The sequence below is a fragment of the Acidipropionibacterium jensenii DSM 20535 genome (assembly GCF_000425285.1).
Classification (GTDB): Bacteria; Actinomycetota; Actinomycetes; order Propionibacteriales; family Propionibacteriaceae; genus Acidipropionibacterium; species Acidipropionibacterium jensenii.
On the sequence record NZ_AUDD01000002.1, the window covers coordinates 52,417 to 70,061 of the forward strand.

General features: G+C 71.1%; 16 protein-coding genes and 1 pseudogene. 7 read left to right on the forward strand and 10 right to left on the reverse strand.

Annotated features, from left to right (window positions below):
• Positions 1-133: 133 nt before the first annotated feature.
• The 7 genes from H590_RS19275 to H590_RS0101450 form a co-directional block, all read right to left on the reverse strand.
• The gene (locus H590_RS19275) at positions 134-499 is read right to left on the reverse strand and encodes a glutaredoxin family protein (RefSeq protein WP_269471497.1); all 366 of its coding nucleotides are present in this window, start codon (positions 497-499) and stop codon (positions 134-136) included.
• 13 nt (positions 500-512) lie between these two features.
• Positions 513-614: a 30S ribosomal protein bS22 gene (locus H590_RS17750; RefSeq protein WP_002550589.1), complete on the reverse strand. Its 102-nt coding sequence runs from the start codon at positions 612-614 to the stop codon at positions 513-515.
• Between the two features lie 228 nt (positions 615-842).
• A complete protein-coding gene (gene proC, locus H590_RS0101430; protein ID WP_028702145.1) occupies positions 843-1,646 on the reverse strand; it encodes a pyrroline-5-carboxylate reductase in 804 nt (267 codons plus the stop codon).
• Positions 1,643-2,677 carry an aspartate-semialdehyde dehydrogenase gene (locus H590_RS0101435; RefSeq protein WP_028702146.1) on the reverse strand — a complete coding sequence of 345 codons (1,035 nt, stop codon included), beginning with the start codon at positions 2,675-2,677 and terminating at the stop codon, positions 1,643-1,645. The genes proC and H590_RS0101435 overlap by 4 nt, the downstream gene beginning before the upstream one ends.
• 140 nt (positions 2,678-2,817) lie before the next feature.
• Complete coding sequence (locus tag H590_RS0101440; protein WP_051238077.1) at positions 2,818-3,609, reverse strand: CPBP family intramembrane glutamic endopeptidase; 792 nt, start codon at positions 3,607-3,609, stop codon at positions 2,818-2,820.
• A gap of 326 nt (positions 3,610-3,935) precedes the next feature.
• Positions 3,936-4,850, reverse strand: coding sequence for a proline dehydrogenase family protein (locus H590_RS0101445; protein WP_028702148.1), 915 nt, complete (start codon positions 4,848-4,850; stop codon positions 3,936-3,938).
• A 28-nt stretch (positions 4,851-4,878) separates the two neighbouring features.
• Positions 4,879-5,718 carry a sugar phosphate isomerase/epimerase family protein gene (locus tag H590_RS0101450; protein WP_028702149.1) on the reverse strand — a complete coding sequence of 280 codons (840 nt, stop codon included), beginning with the start codon at positions 5,716-5,718 and terminating at the stop codon, positions 4,879-4,881.
• Between the two features lie 161 nt (positions 5,719-5,879).
• Here H590_RS0101450 and H590_RS0101455 point away from each other — a divergent pair, with 161 nt between their 5' ends.
• The 5 genes from H590_RS0101455 (at position 5,880) to H590_RS0101475 (ending at position 10,217) form a co-directional block, all read left to right on the forward strand.
• The gene (locus H590_RS0101455; protein WP_028702150.1) at positions 5,880-6,518 is read left to right on the forward strand and encodes a VOC family protein; all 639 of its coding nucleotides are present in this window, start codon (positions 5,880-5,882) and stop codon (positions 6,516-6,518) included.
• 173 nt (positions 6,519-6,691) lie between these two features.
• Positions 6,692-8,110, forward strand: coding sequence for a DNA repair protein RadA (gene radA, locus H590_RS14270; protein WP_036980516.1), 1,419 nt, complete (start codon positions 6,692-6,694; stop codon positions 8,108-8,110).
• A gap of 25 nt (positions 8,111-8,135) precedes the next feature.
• Complete coding sequence (disA, locus tag H590_RS0101465; protein WP_028702151.1) at positions 8,136-9,230, forward strand: DNA integrity scanning diadenylate cyclase DisA; 1,095 nt, start codon at positions 8,136-8,138, stop codon at positions 9,228-9,230.
• Between the two features lie 113 nt (positions 9,231-9,343).
• Complete coding sequence (locus H590_RS0101470; protein WP_126412759.1) at positions 9,344-9,988, forward strand: hypothetical protein; 645 nt, start codon at positions 9,344-9,346, stop codon at positions 9,986-9,988.
• A 1-nt stretch (position 9,989) separates the two neighbouring features.
• Entirely contained in the window at positions 9,990-10,217 is a 228-nt protein-coding gene (locus tag H590_RS0101475) for a helix-turn-helix domain-containing protein (RefSeq protein ID WP_028702153.1), read from the forward strand.
• 41 nt (positions 10,218-10,258) lie between these two features.
• Here H590_RS0101475 and H590_RS17080 read toward each other — a convergent pair whose 3' ends face one another.
• The 3 genes and pseudogenes from H590_RS17080 to H590_RS14275 form a co-directional block, all read right to left on the reverse strand.
• Positions 10,259-11,011 (reverse strand): hypothetical protein, encoded by a 753-nt coding sequence (locus H590_RS17080; protein WP_154101195.1) that lies wholly within the window; start codon positions 11,009-11,011, stop codon positions 10,259-10,261.
• 157 nt (positions 11,012-11,168) lie between these two features.
• Positions 11,169-13,316, reverse strand: coding sequence for a hydrogen peroxide-dependent heme synthase (hemQ, locus tag H590_RS0101485; protein ID WP_036980518.1), 2,148 nt, complete (start codon positions 13,314-13,316; stop codon positions 11,169-11,171).
• A 125-nt stretch (positions 13,317-13,441) separates the two neighbouring features.
• Positions 13,442-14,779: pseudogene (locus H590_RS14275) on the reverse strand (NAD(P)-dependent oxidoreductase); the annotation flags it as partial.
• Between the two features lie 303 nt (positions 14,780-15,082).
• On the opposite strand from H590_RS14275, the gene hemE reads away from it, so the two are divergent.
• Together hemE and H590_RS0101500 are read left to right on the forward strand one after the other, a co-directional pair.
• The gene (gene hemE, locus H590_RS0101495; RefSeq protein WP_051238078.1) at positions 15,083-16,096 is read left to right on the forward strand and encodes a uroporphyrinogen decarboxylase; all 1,014 of its coding nucleotides are present in this window, start codon (positions 15,083-15,085) and stop codon (positions 16,094-16,096) included.
• A gap of 79 nt (positions 16,097-16,175) precedes the next feature.
• Positions 16,176-17,576, forward strand: a complete 1,401-nt coding sequence (locus tag H590_RS0101500) for a protoporphyrinogen/coproporphyrinogen oxidase (protein ID WP_028702157.1) — start codon at positions 16,176-16,178, stop codon at positions 17,574-17,576.
• Positions 17,577-17,645 lie beyond the last annotated feature (69 nt).

The window sequence follows — 17,645 nt, forward strand, 5'->3', positions numbered from 1 at the left end:
TCGGCGTCAAGTCGGGAGAGCATTCTCCCGACCCCGGTGTGGTCGGCGTGAACGGTCCGTGATAGGCGACAGATCCCGATCGGTGTCGGAACCGGGCGGGCAGAGGGCCGACAGGACCCCTGCCGGGCCGACATCAGGGTACGACGGCCACCTGTCGGGGACCCTCGGTGAGAGCCCTCAGGAGGGTGTCGCGGTCCAGGTGCCAGTAGGCGATCAGGACCCCGTCGACGAAGGTCACCGGGACATGGTCGCCCCATCTGGACCTCAGCTGCGGGTCGGCGTCGACGTCGACCCGTACCGGTCCCCCGGGAATCAGTGCGGGGTGATCGGCGAGCAGCTGTGCGATCACCGCCTCGGCGTCGTCGCACAGATGGCATCCGGCCCTTCGGAGAACGACAACATGCCCCTCGACCCGAGGGTCGGGGGGATGTGGGATGCCCTCAACCGGGGACGGCCGGTCCGCAGGCTCCCGACGGTGCCGCCGGGGTCTGCCGATCACGGCCGTCGAGGCGTCACTTGCCGGCGCGACGACGCTGAATGCGCGTCTTCTTCAGCAGCTTGCGGTGCTTCTTCTTCGCCATCCGCTTGCGACGCTTCTTGATAACGGAACCCACTGTGGACCTCTTCTCGTTTCGGCCTTGGTCGTTCGACCCCGGACCGGCTTGCACTGGGCCGCGGGGGCCCGGCAGGGTGATTGCCCGATGCGCACCGGAGATCTCCGAGCCACTGAACCGCCAGGACTCGTCGACGCGCCCGGTGGCGCAGACAAATGGCCATTCTAGTCGGTGCGCTTCTGGGGGGCAAAGAGACCGACCCGCAGGTCACCGGACCTGCGGCGGCCCTCAGCTCAGCCGGGCGGCCTTGTCCCGACAGGCCTCCAGGGCCCGTGCGAAGGCGGTGCGCAGCCCGTGGCTCTCCAGCTGGTCGAGGGCGGCGGCGGTGGTCCCCCCGGGGGAGGTCACGGCGCCGCGCAGCACCGCGGGGTGCTCCCCGCTGGAGGCCATCAGCTCGGCCGACCCGGCGAGGGTGGCGACCGTCAGCTCGGTGGCCTGGGCGCGCGGGACGCCCATCGCCACGCCCGCGTCGATCATCGCCTCGGCGACCAGGAAGACGTAGGCCGGGCCCGATCCGGAGATGGCGGTGGCGGCGTCGTGCAGCTTCTCGGGCACCTCGACGACGGTCCCCAGCGGGTCGAGCAGCGCGATGACCTGTTCGCCGGCCTGTTCGGCCCCCGCCGCCGGGGAGACGATGAAGGTGCCCCGGCCGACCTTCACCGGGGTGTTCGGCATCACCCGGACCACCGGGCGGCCTCCCGAGGGGGCCAGTGCCGCCTGGAGGGTCTGGGTGGTCACTCCCGCCGCGATCGAGATGACGACGACCTGGGGGTCGAGATCCTCGGCGATCTCGGAGGCCACCGCGGCGGCCATCGCGGGCTTGACGCCGATGAGCACGATATCGGCCCCTCGGACGGCCTTCCGGTTGTCGGTGAGGGCGGCCACCCCGAGGGTCTCCGCGACCCGCTGACGGGTCGCGGAGGACCGGGCGGTGGCGACGATCCGCGACGGATCGGTACCGGCGGCCAGCAGCCCGGAGACGATCGCACCGGCCATCGTTCCGCAGCCCAGCACCGCGATCTGCGGGTTCATCGGGTGGCCCCCTCGGCGGCGACCAGCTCGGCGATCTGGATGGCGTTGAGGGCGGCCCCCTTGCGCAGGTTGTCGGCGGTGCAGAAGAGCACCAGGCCGTGACCCTCGGGGGCCGACTGGTCGACCCGGATCCGTCCGACCAGGGAGGGGTCGGTGCCGGCGGCGTCGCGCGGGGTGGGGACCTCGGCGAGGGCCACGCCGGGGGCCCCGGAGAGCAGCCGGGTGGCGTCCTGCGGGGTGATCGGGTGCGCGAACTCGGCGTGGACCACCAGGCCGTGGCCGGTGAAGACCGGGATCCGCACGCAGGTGCCGGCGACCAGCAGGTCGGGGATGTGGAGGATCTTGCGCGACTCGTGGCGCAGCTTCTGCTCCTCGTCGGTCTCCCCGCTGCCGTCGTCGACGAGGTTGCCCGCCAGCGGGACGGCGTTGTAGGCGATCGGGGCCACGTAGGGGCCGAGGTCGATGCCGGGACCGACCTGGCCGTCCAGGGCCAGGGCCGCCGGGTCGGTGATGGCCAGGCTCTGTTCGGCCAGGGTGCGCACCCCGGCCAGTCCCGAGCCGGAGACGGCCTGGTAGGTGGCCACGACCAGCCGGGTGAGTCCGGCGGCGTCGTGCAGCGGCTTGAGGACGGGCATCGCCGCCATCGTGGTGCAGTTCGGGTTGGCGATGATCCCCTTCGGCCGGTTCGCGACGTCCCCGGGGTTCACCTCGGAGACCACCAGCGGGACCTCGGGGTCCTTGCGCCAGGCCGAGGAGTTGTCGACCACCACGGCGCCGGCCGCGGCGACCTGCGGGGAGTACTGGCGGGAGGTGCCGCCACCGGCGGAGAACAGTGCGATGTCGATCCCGGAGAAGTCGGCGGTGGCGGTGTCCTCGACGGTGATCTCGGTGCCCTTGAAGGTCAGCTTCTTTCCCGCCGACCGGGACGAGGAGAAGAACCTCACGTCGTCGAGGGGGAAGTGTCGCTGCGCCAGCAGGGTGCGCATGACCCCGCCGACCTGGCCTGTTGCTCCGAAGACTCCAACTCGCATGGGGGCGATTCTATGTCCCGGACTGTCGGCCCCGGGGCGGGCGGACCGGCCCTCGGACAGCCCCTCGGGCGCCGGGTCCGCTCAGGCACCGACGCTTGGAGGGTCCGACCCTCCGGGAGCCCGGGTCCCTGGACGCCGGCTCACAGCCAGGACAGATGGGGGGCCAGCAGGGCGTAGCCCACGAAGGAGACGACGTCGAGGACGGTGTGGGCCACCACCAGGGGCAGCAGCCGTCTTGTGCGGGTGAAGATCAGCCCGAGGACCGCCCCCATCACGACATTGCCGAGGAATCCTCCCCACCCCTGGTAGAGGTGGTAGGTGCCGCGGATCAGGGCGCTGGCGAGCACCACGGTGAGGGTGCTCCAGCCGACCTGCAGCCATCGGGTGATGAGGTAGCCGATCATCACGGTCTCCTCCAGAACCGCGTTCATCACCGCCGCCAGGATCAGCACCGGGATCACCCACCAGGCTCCCTGGAGGGCCGAGGCCTGGACGGTGGTGTTGATCCCCAGAGCCCTGGAGGCCGCGTAGAGACCGAGCCCCGGGATCCCGATGGCGGCCGCGATGACCACCCCGGCGCCCAGGTCGTGGCCCCATCGGGGGCCGACCAGACCCAGCCGATGGCGCACCCCTCCACGGGGCGGGTTGACGGTGGCCAGCAGATAGATCGCCAGCAGGGCCGGGACCACCCCGAAGGCGATGTCGGAGAGCTGGTAGCCCAGATCGAGCCAGGGCCGGCCCGGGGTCACCGAGGCGTTGAGGGTCGAGGTCTGCTTGGCCAGCGGGACGCCGCGGGTCATCCGCTCGATGATCCGCAGGATCGAGTACCAGGCGGACTGGCCCAGGCTGATCGCCAGCACCAGGACGGTCTCGATGATCAGCAGCCGGCGCCGACGGGCGATCCTGCGGTCCCGCTCGGGGTCGACGGGCACCAGCGGGACGCCGCCACCCGACAGCGGGGTCGCCCCGGTGCCCCTCGGCGCAGAGTCGCTGTCCCTCGGTGCGTGGTCGCTGTCCCTCTGCGCAGGGTCGCTGGACCCCGGTGCAGCGCTGGCAGCCCTCGGGGCAGGGGCAGCGGTGCTCGACGGGGTGTCGGATGATCTCAGCTCTGTGGCCTCGTCCATCGGGCTGGCATCACCGGGTCCCGGTGTCTCCGTCGGGTCCTGCGGGCCGGGCACGGGATGGCGCCGGGGGACGACGACGGAGCCGCCGCGCCAGTCGGTGCCGTAGGGCTCGTCGGGGATTCCGCGTCGCGCACTCACCGGCGGGCGACCAGTGACCGGGAGAACAACATGAGATTGGCGGGCCTCTCGATGATTCGGCGGGTGCAGTAGGAGTACCAGTCGCGACCCCATGGCAGGTAGACCCGCACCCGGCGGCCGATATCGGCCAGTCGGCGCTGTTCCAGGGGGCGGATGCCCTGGAGCATCTGGAACTCAACGGTCTGGGGTCCGCGGTTGAGATCGGCGATCAGTCGCTCGGCGATCGCGATGAACACCGGGTCGTGGGTGGCGATCAGTGCGGTCGCCGGACCCTGGAGGAGGGTCCGCAGGCAGGCCGACATGCGCAGGTCGACGTCGTGGGGGGCGACCACCATCTCGCTGCGAGGTCCGGTGTAGTCGCCCTTGCACAGCCGGATCCGTCGCCCGGTGGTCGCCAGCTCGCGGATCTGGTCCAGCGAGTCGTGGCGGGCGGCCTGCACCACCACCCCGGTCTCGGGGAAGTCGGCGAGCAGGGATCGGACGATGTCCAGGACGGCCTCATGGATCTCGGGCCCCTCGTCGTCGACGGTGACCAGGACGCCGGCGTTGCCGGCGGCGCGGCAGATCTTCTGGGCGCGGTCGAGGGCGGTGGAGGGTCCGGCCTCGGGCAGGCAGACCCCCAGCGTCGACAGGGCGATCGAGACCTCGGAGTGGCCGGTCATCTCGGCGGAGGATCCCAGCGCGGAGATGGCCGCCAGCAGTCCGTCGGTGGCCCGGTCGGCCTCCGCCGGGGTGGTGGCGGTGGGCACCAGGGGGTGCAGGGAGACCTCAAGACCCTTGTCGACGGCGTCCCGGGCGGCCCTCACCGCCTCGGGGAGGGTCTCGCCGGCGACATAGGAGGCGGCGATCTCGCGGGCCGGTCCCAGTCGGGTGACGGCCGCCGCGATCCTCTCGTTCGTCGCGGCGTGCATGGCGATCTCGCGTGCTCGGAGCCACATGTCAGCTGCGCCCCGCGTCCCCGCGGGGCTCGGAGTACGCCTGCACCCTGGACTGGAGGCCCTCGGCGACGGCGGCCCGGGTCTGTTCCAGGACTCTCCCGAGGGCGTCCTGGCGCAGCGCCCGGCTGGTGAAGCGATGAGTGTTGACCTCGATGACGACGTCCCCGTCGAATCCGCGTCCGACGGCGTCGCGGACCACCTCCCAGGACCGCTGGCTGCCCTCCCCCGGCATCAGGTGCTCGTCCTTGAAGGTTCCCGACCCGTCGGTGAGGTGGATGTGGGCCAGCCGGGGGCCCCAGCTTCGGACGTACTCCAGGGCGTCCATCTGGGCGGTGGAGGCGTGCGAGAGGTCGAGGGTGAGGTGGTCGTAGGAGCGCAGGGTGGGATCCCAGTCGGGGGCGTAGGCCAGGAAGCGTCCGGCCGGGGTGCGCCACGGGTACATGTTCTCCACGGCGTAGACGAGACCGGCGGCGCGGTTCTGCGGTTCGGCGTTGAGCTCGGCGATGCCGGCCTCGAAGCGGGCGGCGTAGTCGCGCTGCCAGCGGAACGGAGGGTGGACGACGATGACATGGGCGCCGAGTCGGCGTGCCGCCTCGCCGCTGGTGACGAGCTTGCCCCAGGGGTCGGTCCCCCAGACGTTGGGGGTGACGATGAGGCAGGGGGCGTGTACCGAGGTGACGGGCATCTGGTGGTACTCGGCCAGCGCCTCGACGTCGTCGATCTCGGCGGAGACCGCGTCCATCCCCACCATCACCTCGACGCCGTCGTAGCCGAGCTGGGAGGCGCACTCGAAGGTACTGGCCGTCGACTCGGGATACATCGAGCTCGTGGACAGGGTCACTCGGGGTGTTCCGGCCGCCGTACGGGTCGGTTCCTGATCCTGGTTGGGCACTCCACAAATCTAGTTCATGGACCAACCATTCCCGCCATGATCAAGCGCGTGGCGATCAACCCCCGTGCCCCCGGTTTCCAGATAGCGGTGCGGCCGGGGAGAATGGCCGCATGCATGTCGACCATCTCACTTTCGTCGCAGGCCCAGAAGGACTCAAGGTCGAGGCCGCCCGCCTTGGTGCGAAACTCGGTGTCTCTCTCAAGGACGGCGGCTTCCACCCGCGTTTCGGCACGCGCAACCACATCCTTCCGCTGGCCGGTCCGCGCTACATCGAGGTGGTGGAGGTCCTCGACCATCCCGCCGCCGACAAGGCCGTCTACGGCCAGGCCGTACGCGCCCGTTCCGAAATGGGAGGGGGCTGGATGGGCTGGTCGGTCGCCGTCGACGACCTGGCCCCCTATGAGGAGCGGCTGCACCGCGAGTCGGTGCCCGGTTCCCGCCAGTTCCCCGACGGACGCCGACTCCAGTGGCACCAGATCGGGATCAAGGGACTGATCGCCGACCCGCAGCTGCCCTACTTCATCCACTGGGAGTCCCCCACCGATCTGCGACCCACGTCCCTCGAGGGTGTGGTGCGACTGGACTCGGTGGAGCTCTCGGGTTCCCGCGAGCGCGTCGAGGACTGGCTCGGCGAGTCGATTCCCGATCAGGTGGAGGGGATCAACTTCGACTTCACCAGCCCCAACGGACACCCCGGGATCAACGCTGTGGTCCTCGACACCCCGGACAAGGGCCTCATCCGAATCTGAGGCGTGGCCGCCAGGGGTCGCCCGGGCGCGCACGGCGCCGACCGCTGACCCGACCACGGAACCCGACCCCGACGGACCGCGACCCCTGCGCCGACCCACCCCGCTCGGGGGTCGCCAGGGGTCGTCCCCCGGCCTCAACAGAAGTTGTCAGTCCCGCCTGTCATGCTGGGTCCATGGCGAAGAAGACGTCTGACGGCTGGGTGTGCACCGAGTGCGGCTGGACCACCGCGAAGTGGGTGGGCCGGTGCGGCGAGTGCCAGACCTGGGGTTCGGTGGTGGAGAAGGGCGCCCCGAAGCTCACCGACGTGCCCTCCCATGTTCCGACGGCCCGCGCGGTGCGGATCGGGGATGTCTCCGAGCAGGCCGCCGACCGGCACCTGACCGGGATCGGCGAGCTGGACAGGGTTCTGGGTGGCGGCCTGGTACCCGGCGTCGTCGTCCTGCTGGCCGGAGAGCCGGGGGTCGGCAAGTCGACCCTGCTTCTCGATGTCGCCGCGAAGTGGGCGCAGGCAGGTCGGCGCACGCTCTACGTGACCGGCGAGGAGTCGGCCGCCCAGGTGCGGCTGCGGGCCGGGCGCACCGGCGCCCTGGCCGACGAGCTCTATCTGGCCGCCGAGACCGATCTGGGCACCGTGCTGGGTCACATCGAGCAGACCAATCCGTCCCTGATGGTGCTCGACTCGGTGCAGACGATCGGGACGACGGCCACCGACGGATCGCCGGGCGGGGTCTCCCAGGTGCGCGAGGTCACCGGCGCTCTGGTGAGGGTCGCCAAGCAGCGCGGGATGGCGGTGGTCATCGTGGGCCATGTCACCAAGGACGGGTCGATCGCCGGTCCGCGCACCATGGAGCATCTGGTCGACGTCGTGCTGGCCTTCGAGGGGGACCGGCACTCGGGATTCCGGATGGTGCGGGCCACCAAGAACCGTTACGGCCCGGCCGACGAGGTGGGGTGCTTCGAGATGACCGACGCCGGGATCATCGAGGTTCCCGATCCGTCGGGTCTGTTCACCTCCGACAATGCCGATCCGCAGCCGGGCACCTGTGTGACGGTCACCATGGAGGGCAGGCGACCGCTTCTCTCGGAGGTGCAGGCCCTGGTCGCACCCTCGGCCACCGAGAAGTATCCGCGCCGGACCACCCACGGGGTGGAGAACGGCCGGGTGGCGATGATTCTGGCGGTCCTGGAGCGCAAGGCGGGGCTGCCGCTGAGTTCCCGGGATGTCTACGTCTCGACGGTCGGCGGCGCCAAGGTGACCGATCCGTCGGCCGATCTGGCGATCGCGGTGGCGGTGGCCTCCGGCTCGATCGACCGGAACTTCCCGACCCGGGTGGTCGCCTTGGGCGAGGTGGGTCTGGCCGGCGACCTGCGCCGGGTTCCCGGTCTGGAGCGGCGGGTCGGGGAGGCGGCCCGGCTGGGCTTCGACCTGGCGGTCGTGCCGCGCAACTCCCGGGAGGCCCACTCCAAGGCCCCGACCATGCACGGCCTGCACGTGGTGGAGGTGTCCACGGTGGCCGAGGCCCTGGGGGTGCTCAACCTGGCCAGACGGCGGCGTCCGACGGCATCGGAGGAGGACAGGCAGCGGGCATGATTCCACGAGGTTCTAGAGTCGAACCATGACCGAGGACGCAGCTGACGAGGCGGACGGCGCACCGGAGCGTGTGCGACATCTGATGGCCCTACTGGCTCCCGGCACACCGATCCGGGACGGCCTGGAACGAATTCTGCACGGTCACAACGGTGCCCTCATCGTGCTGGGGGACTCCCCCGCGGTGCGCCAGGTGTCCAGTGGCGGGTTCGACATCGACGTCCAGCTCACCCCGCAGGCGCTGCGCGAGCTGTCGAAGATGGACGGCGGACTCATCCTGTCCAGCGACCACGAGCGGATCCTTGCGGCGGCGGTGCACTTCGTCCCCGACGGGTCGCTGCCCACCATGGAGACCGGCACCCGGCACCGCACCGCCGACCGGGTCTCCCAGCAGACCGGGGTTCCGGTGGTGGTGGCCTCGGCGTCGATGAGCACCCTGGCGGTCTTCCTGGACGGCGACCGGCACCGCATCGAGGAGCCGGAGACTCTTCTCAGCCGCGCCAATCAGGCTCTCAACACGCTCAACAGCTACCGGGCCCGCCTGGTGGACAGGGCCGCCCAGCTGACGGTTGTCGAGGTGCACGACGTGGCGACCGTCGACGACGTCGCGGCGGTGGCCCAGCGGATCGAGATGACCCGGCGGATCGACGCCGAGGTGCGCGGCTATGTATCGGCCCTGGGGGTGGAGGGCAGACTGGTCGGCCTGCAGCGCGATGAACTGTTCGCCGGGGTCGACGAGCAGAGCCGGCTCCTCGTCGAGGACTACCGCCCCGAGGGGATCGACCCGTGGAAGTTCAGCCTGGCGGGTCTTCACCGGCTCAGCTGGGAGGATCTGGGCAATCTCACCCTGGTCGCCCAGACGATGGGGCTGGATCCGAGGACCTACCCCGCGACGATGGTCCTGCACGCCAGGGGGCACCGGCAGTTGTCGACCATCGGCGAACTGCCGCCCAGGGCCGCCCAGACGATCGTCGACCACTTCGGATCCCTGCAGGCCCTCTACGCCAGCAGCACCTCGGAGCTCAGTGGGCTGTCGGGGGTCGGCCTGCAGCGCGCCCGCAGCATCCGGGCCGCTCTGGAGAGGATCTTCGAGGGGGACGACAAGACCCCGGGACTGCACTGAGGGGGCTCGGTGGGAGCCTGCGGCGAGACGGCTCCCAATGGCTGTACTGATGAGCAGGACTATATTGATCATCGATATATCGATGATCAATATGAGAGCCCTCGGGAGGCATCATGGCCCAACCCACCTTTCGCGCCAGCAGGATCGTGCCGCGCAGTGTGCTGATAGTCGTCACCGTCGTCTCAGGCCTCGGGTTGCTGGCGTCCTTGCTGTACGGAGCCATGGCTCAGGATGCGAACCGGCGCACCATGAGCATGGAGGTGGCCATCGCCGGTGGACTGCCCCGACCGAGTCTTGGGAGTTCCAGGGCAGACGTGCAGTACTCATCGGTGATGATCTACTCGCTCCCGGGGCTCACCCGGGCCGACCCACTGGTGGCGGTGGCCACGGCCATTCCCTACCTGGTGGGCGGCCTCACCTGCCTGGTCGTCCTCGTCCTCGCGGTCCAGATGCTGCGGCGCAGGGAACTCGGTCTGGGGGTGGCGGTCGCGATGCTGACGATCGCTGCTCTCTGCGTCGCCTCCGGCATCGCACGTCCAGCCCTGGAGGCCCGCGCCGAGCAGCTCTACGTCACCGGCCTTGGACTGCCCACCAGCTGGCAGGGCCACCAGATGTGGCTCGTCCTCAACTCTCGCCATCCCCTGGGGTGGGGCTACTGGGACTGGCCACTGATCGTGCTCGGACTGCTCATCGCGCTGGGCGGTTGGTTGGTGCTGCGGGCACGACAGCTGCGACTGGACCTGGAAGGGACCATCTGAGATGTCGGGACGGATCCGGCCCGGCACGGTCCACTGTCGCCTGGACGAACTCCTGGCCGAGCGCGGCATGACCCTCACCGATCTGTCGAAGCGCGTCGGCCTCAGCTACGCCAATCTCTCGGTGCTCAAGAATGATCACGGACGCGCCATCAGGTTCAGTACCCTGGCGTCGATCTGCGCCGCCCTCGACTGCGAGGTGGGAGACCTCCTCGAGGTGCGGGACGACTGAGCGCGTCAGTCCCCGGCCTGCGCTGGGAAGTCTTGGCAGACTCAGTCGGTGAGCTGCATCACGTACTGCCGGGTGGCCCCGCCCTTGACCTGGGCGCTTGCGACGTAGGTGCCGGTGCCCAGCTGCTCCTTCGACAGGCTGCACGAGCCACTCGCCGACCTCTTGGTGGGCCACTTCACGGTGACCGAGGCGCTCTTGCCCGGGGCGACCTCGTGGGAGCCCTTGGGCGCCCAGGCGGCGCAGTCACCGGTCGACCAGATCCGGTCGGAACCCGAGTCGACGGTGACCTCGACCGGCAGGGTCTTGAGGTTCCAGACGCAGGCGGCGCCCTGATTCGTCACGGTCACGGTGAACGTCACCGTCGATCCGCGGGTGGCCACCCGCGAGGGCGCCTGAACAGTCGAGCGGAGCCGGGCCAGCTGGCAGGCCGCCGCACTGGGAGTCGGGGTGGGCGTGGCGGAGGCGGACGCCGAGGGACCGGCCGAGGCGGATCCGCTGGGCGAACCGGAGGCGGCTGTCGGGGTCGCGGTCACCGGCGTGGTGCTCGACGGGGTGGGCGTGGGAGTCGGGGTGGGCTCGTCCCAGACGGTGTCGGTCCACGACGGGTTGATCGAGATGGACGGCTGGGAGGCAGCGGTCTGGGCCGCGGGGGTTCCCGACCCGCCGCCCAGTGCGCGTGCAACCACCCAGATCAGCAGCACCAGGACCACCACGACGGCGGCCACCAGGGCCGCACGTCGCCGCCAGTAGACGGCTTCTGACTGGGGACCCACCGGGTGCTGAACTCCACGCATGGTGTTCATCCTGCCGTCTCGACCGTGATCCACCAACGGGGCTGGCCGCGACCGGCCCCGTTCAGCGGTTCGCGGACCGTCTCGGCACCGTCCCTGGACGGTCCCGAGCCGTCCCAGACTGTCCCGAACGGGGCCGGAACCGCGGGACCGGTCCTGGTCAGTCGGTCAGCTGGCGTCCGGCCCAGGTGTCGGGGTCGACCCTCTCACCGGTGTAGAAGGGGGTGTCGATGTCGACGTGGCGGCGGGCCTCCACGTAGCGCATGTCCTTCATGACGTCGACCAGTCGGGCCAGATCGTCACCCTCGAGGGTGAGGATCCACTCGTAGTCGCCCAGCGCGAAGGCGGCCAGGGTGGAGGCCTTGACGTCGGGGCTGGCGGCCCCGGCCATGCCGTGCTCGCGCAGCATCGCGGACCTGTCCTTGGCGTCCAGCAGGTACCAGTCCTTGGTGCGCACGAAGGGGTAGAAGCAGGCCCAGCGACGCGGCGCCACCCCGGCGAAGCAGGACGGCAGGTGGCTCTTGTTGAACTCGGCGGGACGGTGCACCGCCAGGTTCGACCACACCGGGGTGAGGTGTCGACCCAGCCCTGTCCCGACGAACCGGTGGTAGCTGTCCTGAAGCACCGCGGCGTCATCGGAGGTCCACCAGACCAGCAGGTCCGCGTCGGCTCGCAGCCCCGACAGGTCGTACCAGCCGCGGGTCTCGGCGCCGGCCCGGGCGACCCACTCGACCGACCCGTCGACCAGCTCCGCACGGGCCCCGGGATCGGCCGGCAGTCCGGTGGTGACCTTGAAGACCGAGTACATCCCCCACAGGCTCGCCTTGTTCACCTGGTCGGGATCGACCGGCTGGTCCCGGGCATCGGTGGGCACGGTGTACGTGCCGTCGGGCCGGTGGGACCCCGCGATGGGGGCTGTCCGGGTCTGGTCCTCGGTGTCCTGCTGGGCCACTGCGAAGTCTCCTGTCTGATGGGGTGCCGGTGTCGGCTGGGATACGGGAATGGCCGGTGCTGCCGGCTCGGCCGGTGCCGGTGTCGGCTGGGATGCGGGAACGATCGGTGCTGCCGGTACGACCGGTTCAGCCGCTTCGGCCGGAGGCTGCGGCGAGGAGGAAGAGGCCGCGGTTGCACCGTGGCCGGTGACGGGGCTCGCCGGGGTCCCGGCAGAACCGGCGATCGGATGCGCCGGACCCGCCGGGTGTCCGGCACCGGGATGGGTGTCGGGACTCAGCGACCGGCCGCCACGGGCCGATCCGTCCTGTTCGCAGGGGCACAGCAGGTCCTTCGGCACAGCGCCGTCGGCCTCGCGCACCGCATCGGCCTGGTCGGTGAGCAGTGCGACCAGACCGGCGACCAGCGCCGGATGACTGTCGGGGGTGGCGGCCCGGGCAACGGCCAGACCGAGTTTCTGGGCCATCTCGGCGGCCTCGTGGTCCAGGTCGTTGACGACCTCCATGTGGTCGGAGACGAATCCGATCGGCGCCAGCACGACCGAGCTCACCCCCTGGCCCGGAAGGGTCTCCAGGTAGTCGTTGACGTCGGGTTCCAGCCACGGGTCGGTCGGCCGGCCCGAGCGCGAGCAGTAGACCAGATCCCACTGCGGCATCGCGCCGAAGTGCTGGCGCACCAGCTCCGCGATCCGGGTGCAGGCGGCCAGGTGCTGTGACACGTAGTCGGTTCCGGGCTCCCCCGACCCGGACGCCTCGACCATCGGCAGTGGGATCGAGTGGGTGACGAAGGCCACCCGGGTCGCCTCCAGCGGTGTCGGCGGGATCTGGGAGAAGGAGGCCATCACCGCCTGGGCGTTGGCCACCGCGTATCCCTCGATGCCGTGGAAGGGGGCGATCTTGTCGATCACCAGATCGGGGTGCCCCAGCGCCGCGACGGCCTTGTCGGCGTCCTCCCGGTACTGGCGGCATCCGGAGTAGGAGTCGAAGGCCGCGGTGGGCAGCATGAGGATCCGTCGGGCTCCCTGGTCGTAGAGGGAGGAGACCACCTCGTTGAACCAGGGGGCGCTGTTGCGGTTGCCGAGTTCGACCGGGATGTCGGAGCCGCGGGAGCGCAGTTCCTGGCGCAGCGCCTCGAGGAGTGCCTCATTGGCCTCGTTGATGGGGCTGACGCCGTCGAACCGGTAGTAGTGCTCGGCCACATCGGCGAGCCGGGAGTCGGGAACCCGCCCGTTGGAGACCCGCCGGAGGAAGGGCATCACCTCCTCGCGGCTGCGTGGGCCGCCGAAGGAGGCCACCAGCACGGCGTCGTAGGGATCCATCGGGTCGCGCTGTCCCCGGGCCGGGGTGTACTCGCTCATCGTGTCTCCTCGATCGTCACCAGGTGGGCGACGTCCTCGGGTCGGTGTCCCTGGACGGCTCGCAGCTGGTGCGGATCGTCGTGCGCCATCGGGTGGACGCCGTGCTGTCCGCGGTCCTCGGCGGGGGCCAGATCCGAGACGCTCAGGCCGGTCACCGGGCAGGTCAGTGTGTCGCCGGATGCCATTGCGCCCAGACCCAGGCCGCCGAGATCCAGGATGTGTTCGTCGACCTCCACGTCGATGCCCAGGACATCGCTCAGCGAGTTGAGCCAGCGGTCCCCCAGGCCGTGCTCCGAGGCGATCCGGGCGCGCACCGAGGGGATGTGGGCCATCGACGCCGCCAGTCGCCGCAGCGCCTGGGCGGCAGCGTCCACCGGGATCGAGCCGTCCTCGGGAAGGCGGTCGAGTTCGGCCTGGACGAGGTCGGAGAGGGTGTCGCGCAGGGCCACCACGGCGGGGGCCAGACGGCGTCTCTCCAGATCCATCGCCAGGTCGTGGACCCCCTCGGCGACGATCCGCTCGGCCTCGCCGCGCTCGGCGGCGGCACTGGCGGGCACGGCGTCGCGGATGGCCGCCAGGTCGATGACCCGCAGACCGGCGGGGACGGGCTGCTCGACGTCGCCGGAGACGGCCAGGTCGAGGACCACCAGATCGCGGTCGACCCCGGCCACCGCAGCCCTGTCCTCGACGGCCCGGGCGGCGACCTGCCGGGTCAGTGCCGGGACGCCGGAACCTCGGCAGGTGACGACCAGGTCGACCCCGGCCAGCACCGGGGCCAACCGGTCGTCGTCGACGGCGGTGACCTCGTGACGGCGGGCGAATCCCTGCGCCCGTCCGGAGGTGGAGTGGACAAGGATCTCGGCGACGCCGCGGTCGCGCAGCTGGGCGCAGGTGGCCCCGGCGTAGGAGCCGGTGCCCATCACCAGCACCCGTGCCCCGGAGAAGTCAAGGGTCTGGCTCACCAGGTCGAAGCCGACGGCGACCACGGTGCGGCCCTGGGCCGACAGACGGGTCTGGGTGGCCACCTTCCGGGAGGTCCTCAGGGCCTCCTCGACGAGGTGTCCGATGAGCGGGGTGACGGTGCTCTGGGTGCGGGCGAAGCGCAGCGCCCGCTTGAGCTGGCCGGCGATCTCACGCTCACCGGTGACCATCGACTCCAGCCCGGAGGCGATCCGGAACAGCCGCCAGACGGCGTCGTCGCCCTCCAGCACCGAGGACTCCTGGGCCAGCACGGTGGCGCCGTGGTCGGCCAGCAGACCGCACAGCGTCGGGCCGGGTCGACAGACCTCGGTGGCGGTCTCGGCGAGCACCATCACGCGGTTGCAGGTGGACAGCACCACCGCGCCACGAATCTGAGGGGAGTCGGTGAGTGCCAGTCCGAGACCGTCCACCTGTGCGGCGGCGGTCGAGACGGCACCGAGCCCCTGCTCGGCATGATCAACGCAGACTATGCACAAACCCACAACTCCACATTGAAGCATGGCAACCTGTTCGGCGCCCACCGATGAACAGCTGTGCACCGAGACCGACTCCGCCCGTGGCGAAGGCCGACACCGGGCTGACTCCGGGCTGACTTCCGGTCATGGGGCAGAATCGTGGCGATGACTGAGCAGACTTCCGACACCGAGTTCCCGCCACCGAGCGCCGCGGGCCCTGATTCCCCCAGCGCCGATCCCGCGGGCGCCGCCTCGGGTGGCGCCGATACCGGCCGCCCCGCCGCGCCCGCCGGGGAATCCCGTGTGGCGCAGCCGGCGATCCTGGCGGCGATGACCGGGCACCGCACCGAGCACCCGCCGATCTGGTTCATGAGGCAGGCCGGCCGCTCGCTGCCGGAGTACCGGCAGGCCCGGGAGGGCACCACGATGCTGGAGTCCTGCCTCGACCCGGCGCTGGCCGCCGAGATCACCTGCCAGCCGGTGCGCCGCCACGGGGTCGACGCCGCCGTGCTGTACTCCGACATCATGGTGCCGCTGGTGCTGGCCGGGGTGGGGGTGCGCATCGAACCCGGGGTCGGACCGGTTCTCGACGAGCCGGTCCGCACCGCCGCCGACGTCGACGCCCTGGTCTCCCGATCCCCCGGTGACGCCTCGCCGGTGGCCCGTGAGGCGCAGATGGTGGTCCAGGAGCTCGGCGAGCGGACCCCCCTCATCGGTTTCGCCGGGGCTCCCTTCACGATCGCGGCCTACCTGGTGGAGGGAGGCCCCTCCCGCGACCATCTGGCGGCGCGCTCGATGATGCACTCCGACCCGGTGGCCTGGGGCCGGCTGATGGACTGGGTGGCCGATCTGGACGCTGACTTCCTGTCCGCCCAGACCGCGGGAGGCGCCCGGGCGGTGCAGCTCTTCGACTCCTGGGCGGGGTCGCTGTCGGAGGCCGACTACGTCCGCCATGTCGCGCCCCACTCGACCCGGGCCCTGTCGGGTCTGGACCGAGACCTGCCGGTGGTCCACTTCGGGGTCAATGCCACCCATCTGGCGGTTCCCTTCGCCAGGGTCGCGGCGGCCGCCTCCGACCACCCGGTGCTCGGCGTCGACCACCGCACCACCCTGGACCACGTACTGGCGTCGCTGATGGTCGGCGGGCTGACGATGCCCCTGCAGGGCAACATCAACCCGGCTCTGCTGTTCGCCGGCACCGAGGCCCTGGAGGCCGAGACGAGGGCGGTGGTGGAGGCCGGCCGGCGGGCCCCCGGTCACATCGTCAACCTGGGGCACGGTGTTCCGGCCACTACCGACCCCGCTACCCTGACCAGGTTGGTCGAGTTCGTCCACTCGCTGTAACCGGTCGCCTGGTCCGGGCCAGGAGTCCGGGGGCGGGACGTCGCCTCGACCGTGGTGCTGACGGGTAGGAGCGTTGTTGATGGACAGAGTCGATGCGGTCGTGATCGGCGGCGGGATGGCCGGACTGATCGCGGCCTGGCAGTTCACCCGGGCGGGGCTCAGGCCGGTGCTGCTGGAGTCCCGCGGGTACACCGGTGGACTGGTCGCCGGTTCGACGATCGCCGGGGTCTCCTATGACATCGGCGCCGAGGGCTGGGCGGTGCGGATCCCCGACACCGAGGCGCTGGCCGGTGAGCTCGGCCTGACCGTCGAGTACCCGAGGGCGGCGCCCAGCTGGGTGTGGTTCGACGACGGCCCCTTCGCGATGCCGGTCCGGGCGATCCTCGGCATCCCGGCCGATCTGGGAGCCCCCGATGTGCTGACCGCCCTGGGCGTCGAGGGTGCGCGCCGGGCGGCCGAGCTGGACAGCCGGCCGGTCCCCGAGACGCTGCCGGCCGATCTCGGCTCGCTGGTTGAGCAGCGGATGGGCAGCCAGGTGCTGGGGCGCCTGGTGGCCCCGATCGCCGGCGGCATCCATGCCGCCGACCCCCACCTGCTGGCCACCGAGGTGGTCTCCCCCGGGCTCACCGATGCGGTGCGCCGGGCCGGCAGCCTGGCCGGTGCGGTGGCACTGCTCAAGGGGGACGGACCGGTCAAGCCGGTAGTGGCCTCGGTCTCCGGTGGGATGTTCCTGATGCCCCAGACCCTGGCCGCCCAGATCCTGGATGCCGGCGGTCGGATCCTCACCCGCACCGGCGCCAGAGGGCTGAGCCGGGGCGGGGAGGGCTGGATAGTGAACGCCGCCAGCACCCATCGCGGCGTCGACCCGGCGCTGCCCCCCGAACCCGACGGCGACCCCCTCGATCTCACCGCCCCCCGCGTCGTGGTGGCCTGCTCGGCGGTCACCGCCCGGCCGCTGCTGGGCCAGGTGATCGATGTCGACGGTCCCGAGCTCACCCCCGGCGCGCCGATCGCCCACGTCAACCTGGCGATCCGCGCCCCCGGACTCGACGACAGCCCGCGCGGCAACGGGATGCTGGTGGCCTCCGGGTCCACCGGCGTCCAGGCCAAGGCGCTGACCCACCTGTCGGCCAAGTGGCCCAGTCTCACCGCCTCCTGCCCGACCGGTCTGCACCTGCTGCGGATCAGCTACGGACGCGGCGGCCAGCAGGCCCAGGAGCTGTCGGTCGAACAGGCGGTGGCCGATGCCGCCGCGCTGACCGGAGTCTCGCTGAGGGCCGACCAGGTGGTGGACTCCCAGATCATCCACTGGACGGGTGCGCTGGCCCCGACCACTCCCGAGACCCGCTCCTGGGTGCAGGGCCTGCACTCCCGGATCGCCGACCAGCAGGGCCTCGGGCTCACCGGGGCGTGGGCCTCCGGTTCGGGGATCGCCGCCCTGGTGCCCCACGCCCGACGCACCGCCGAACGGCTGGTGTGAGCTGCACCAGACACTCGGGGAACGGTCTGTTCTGCGGCCGCAGGGCCGACGCCCCCGGTTCCCCGAGTG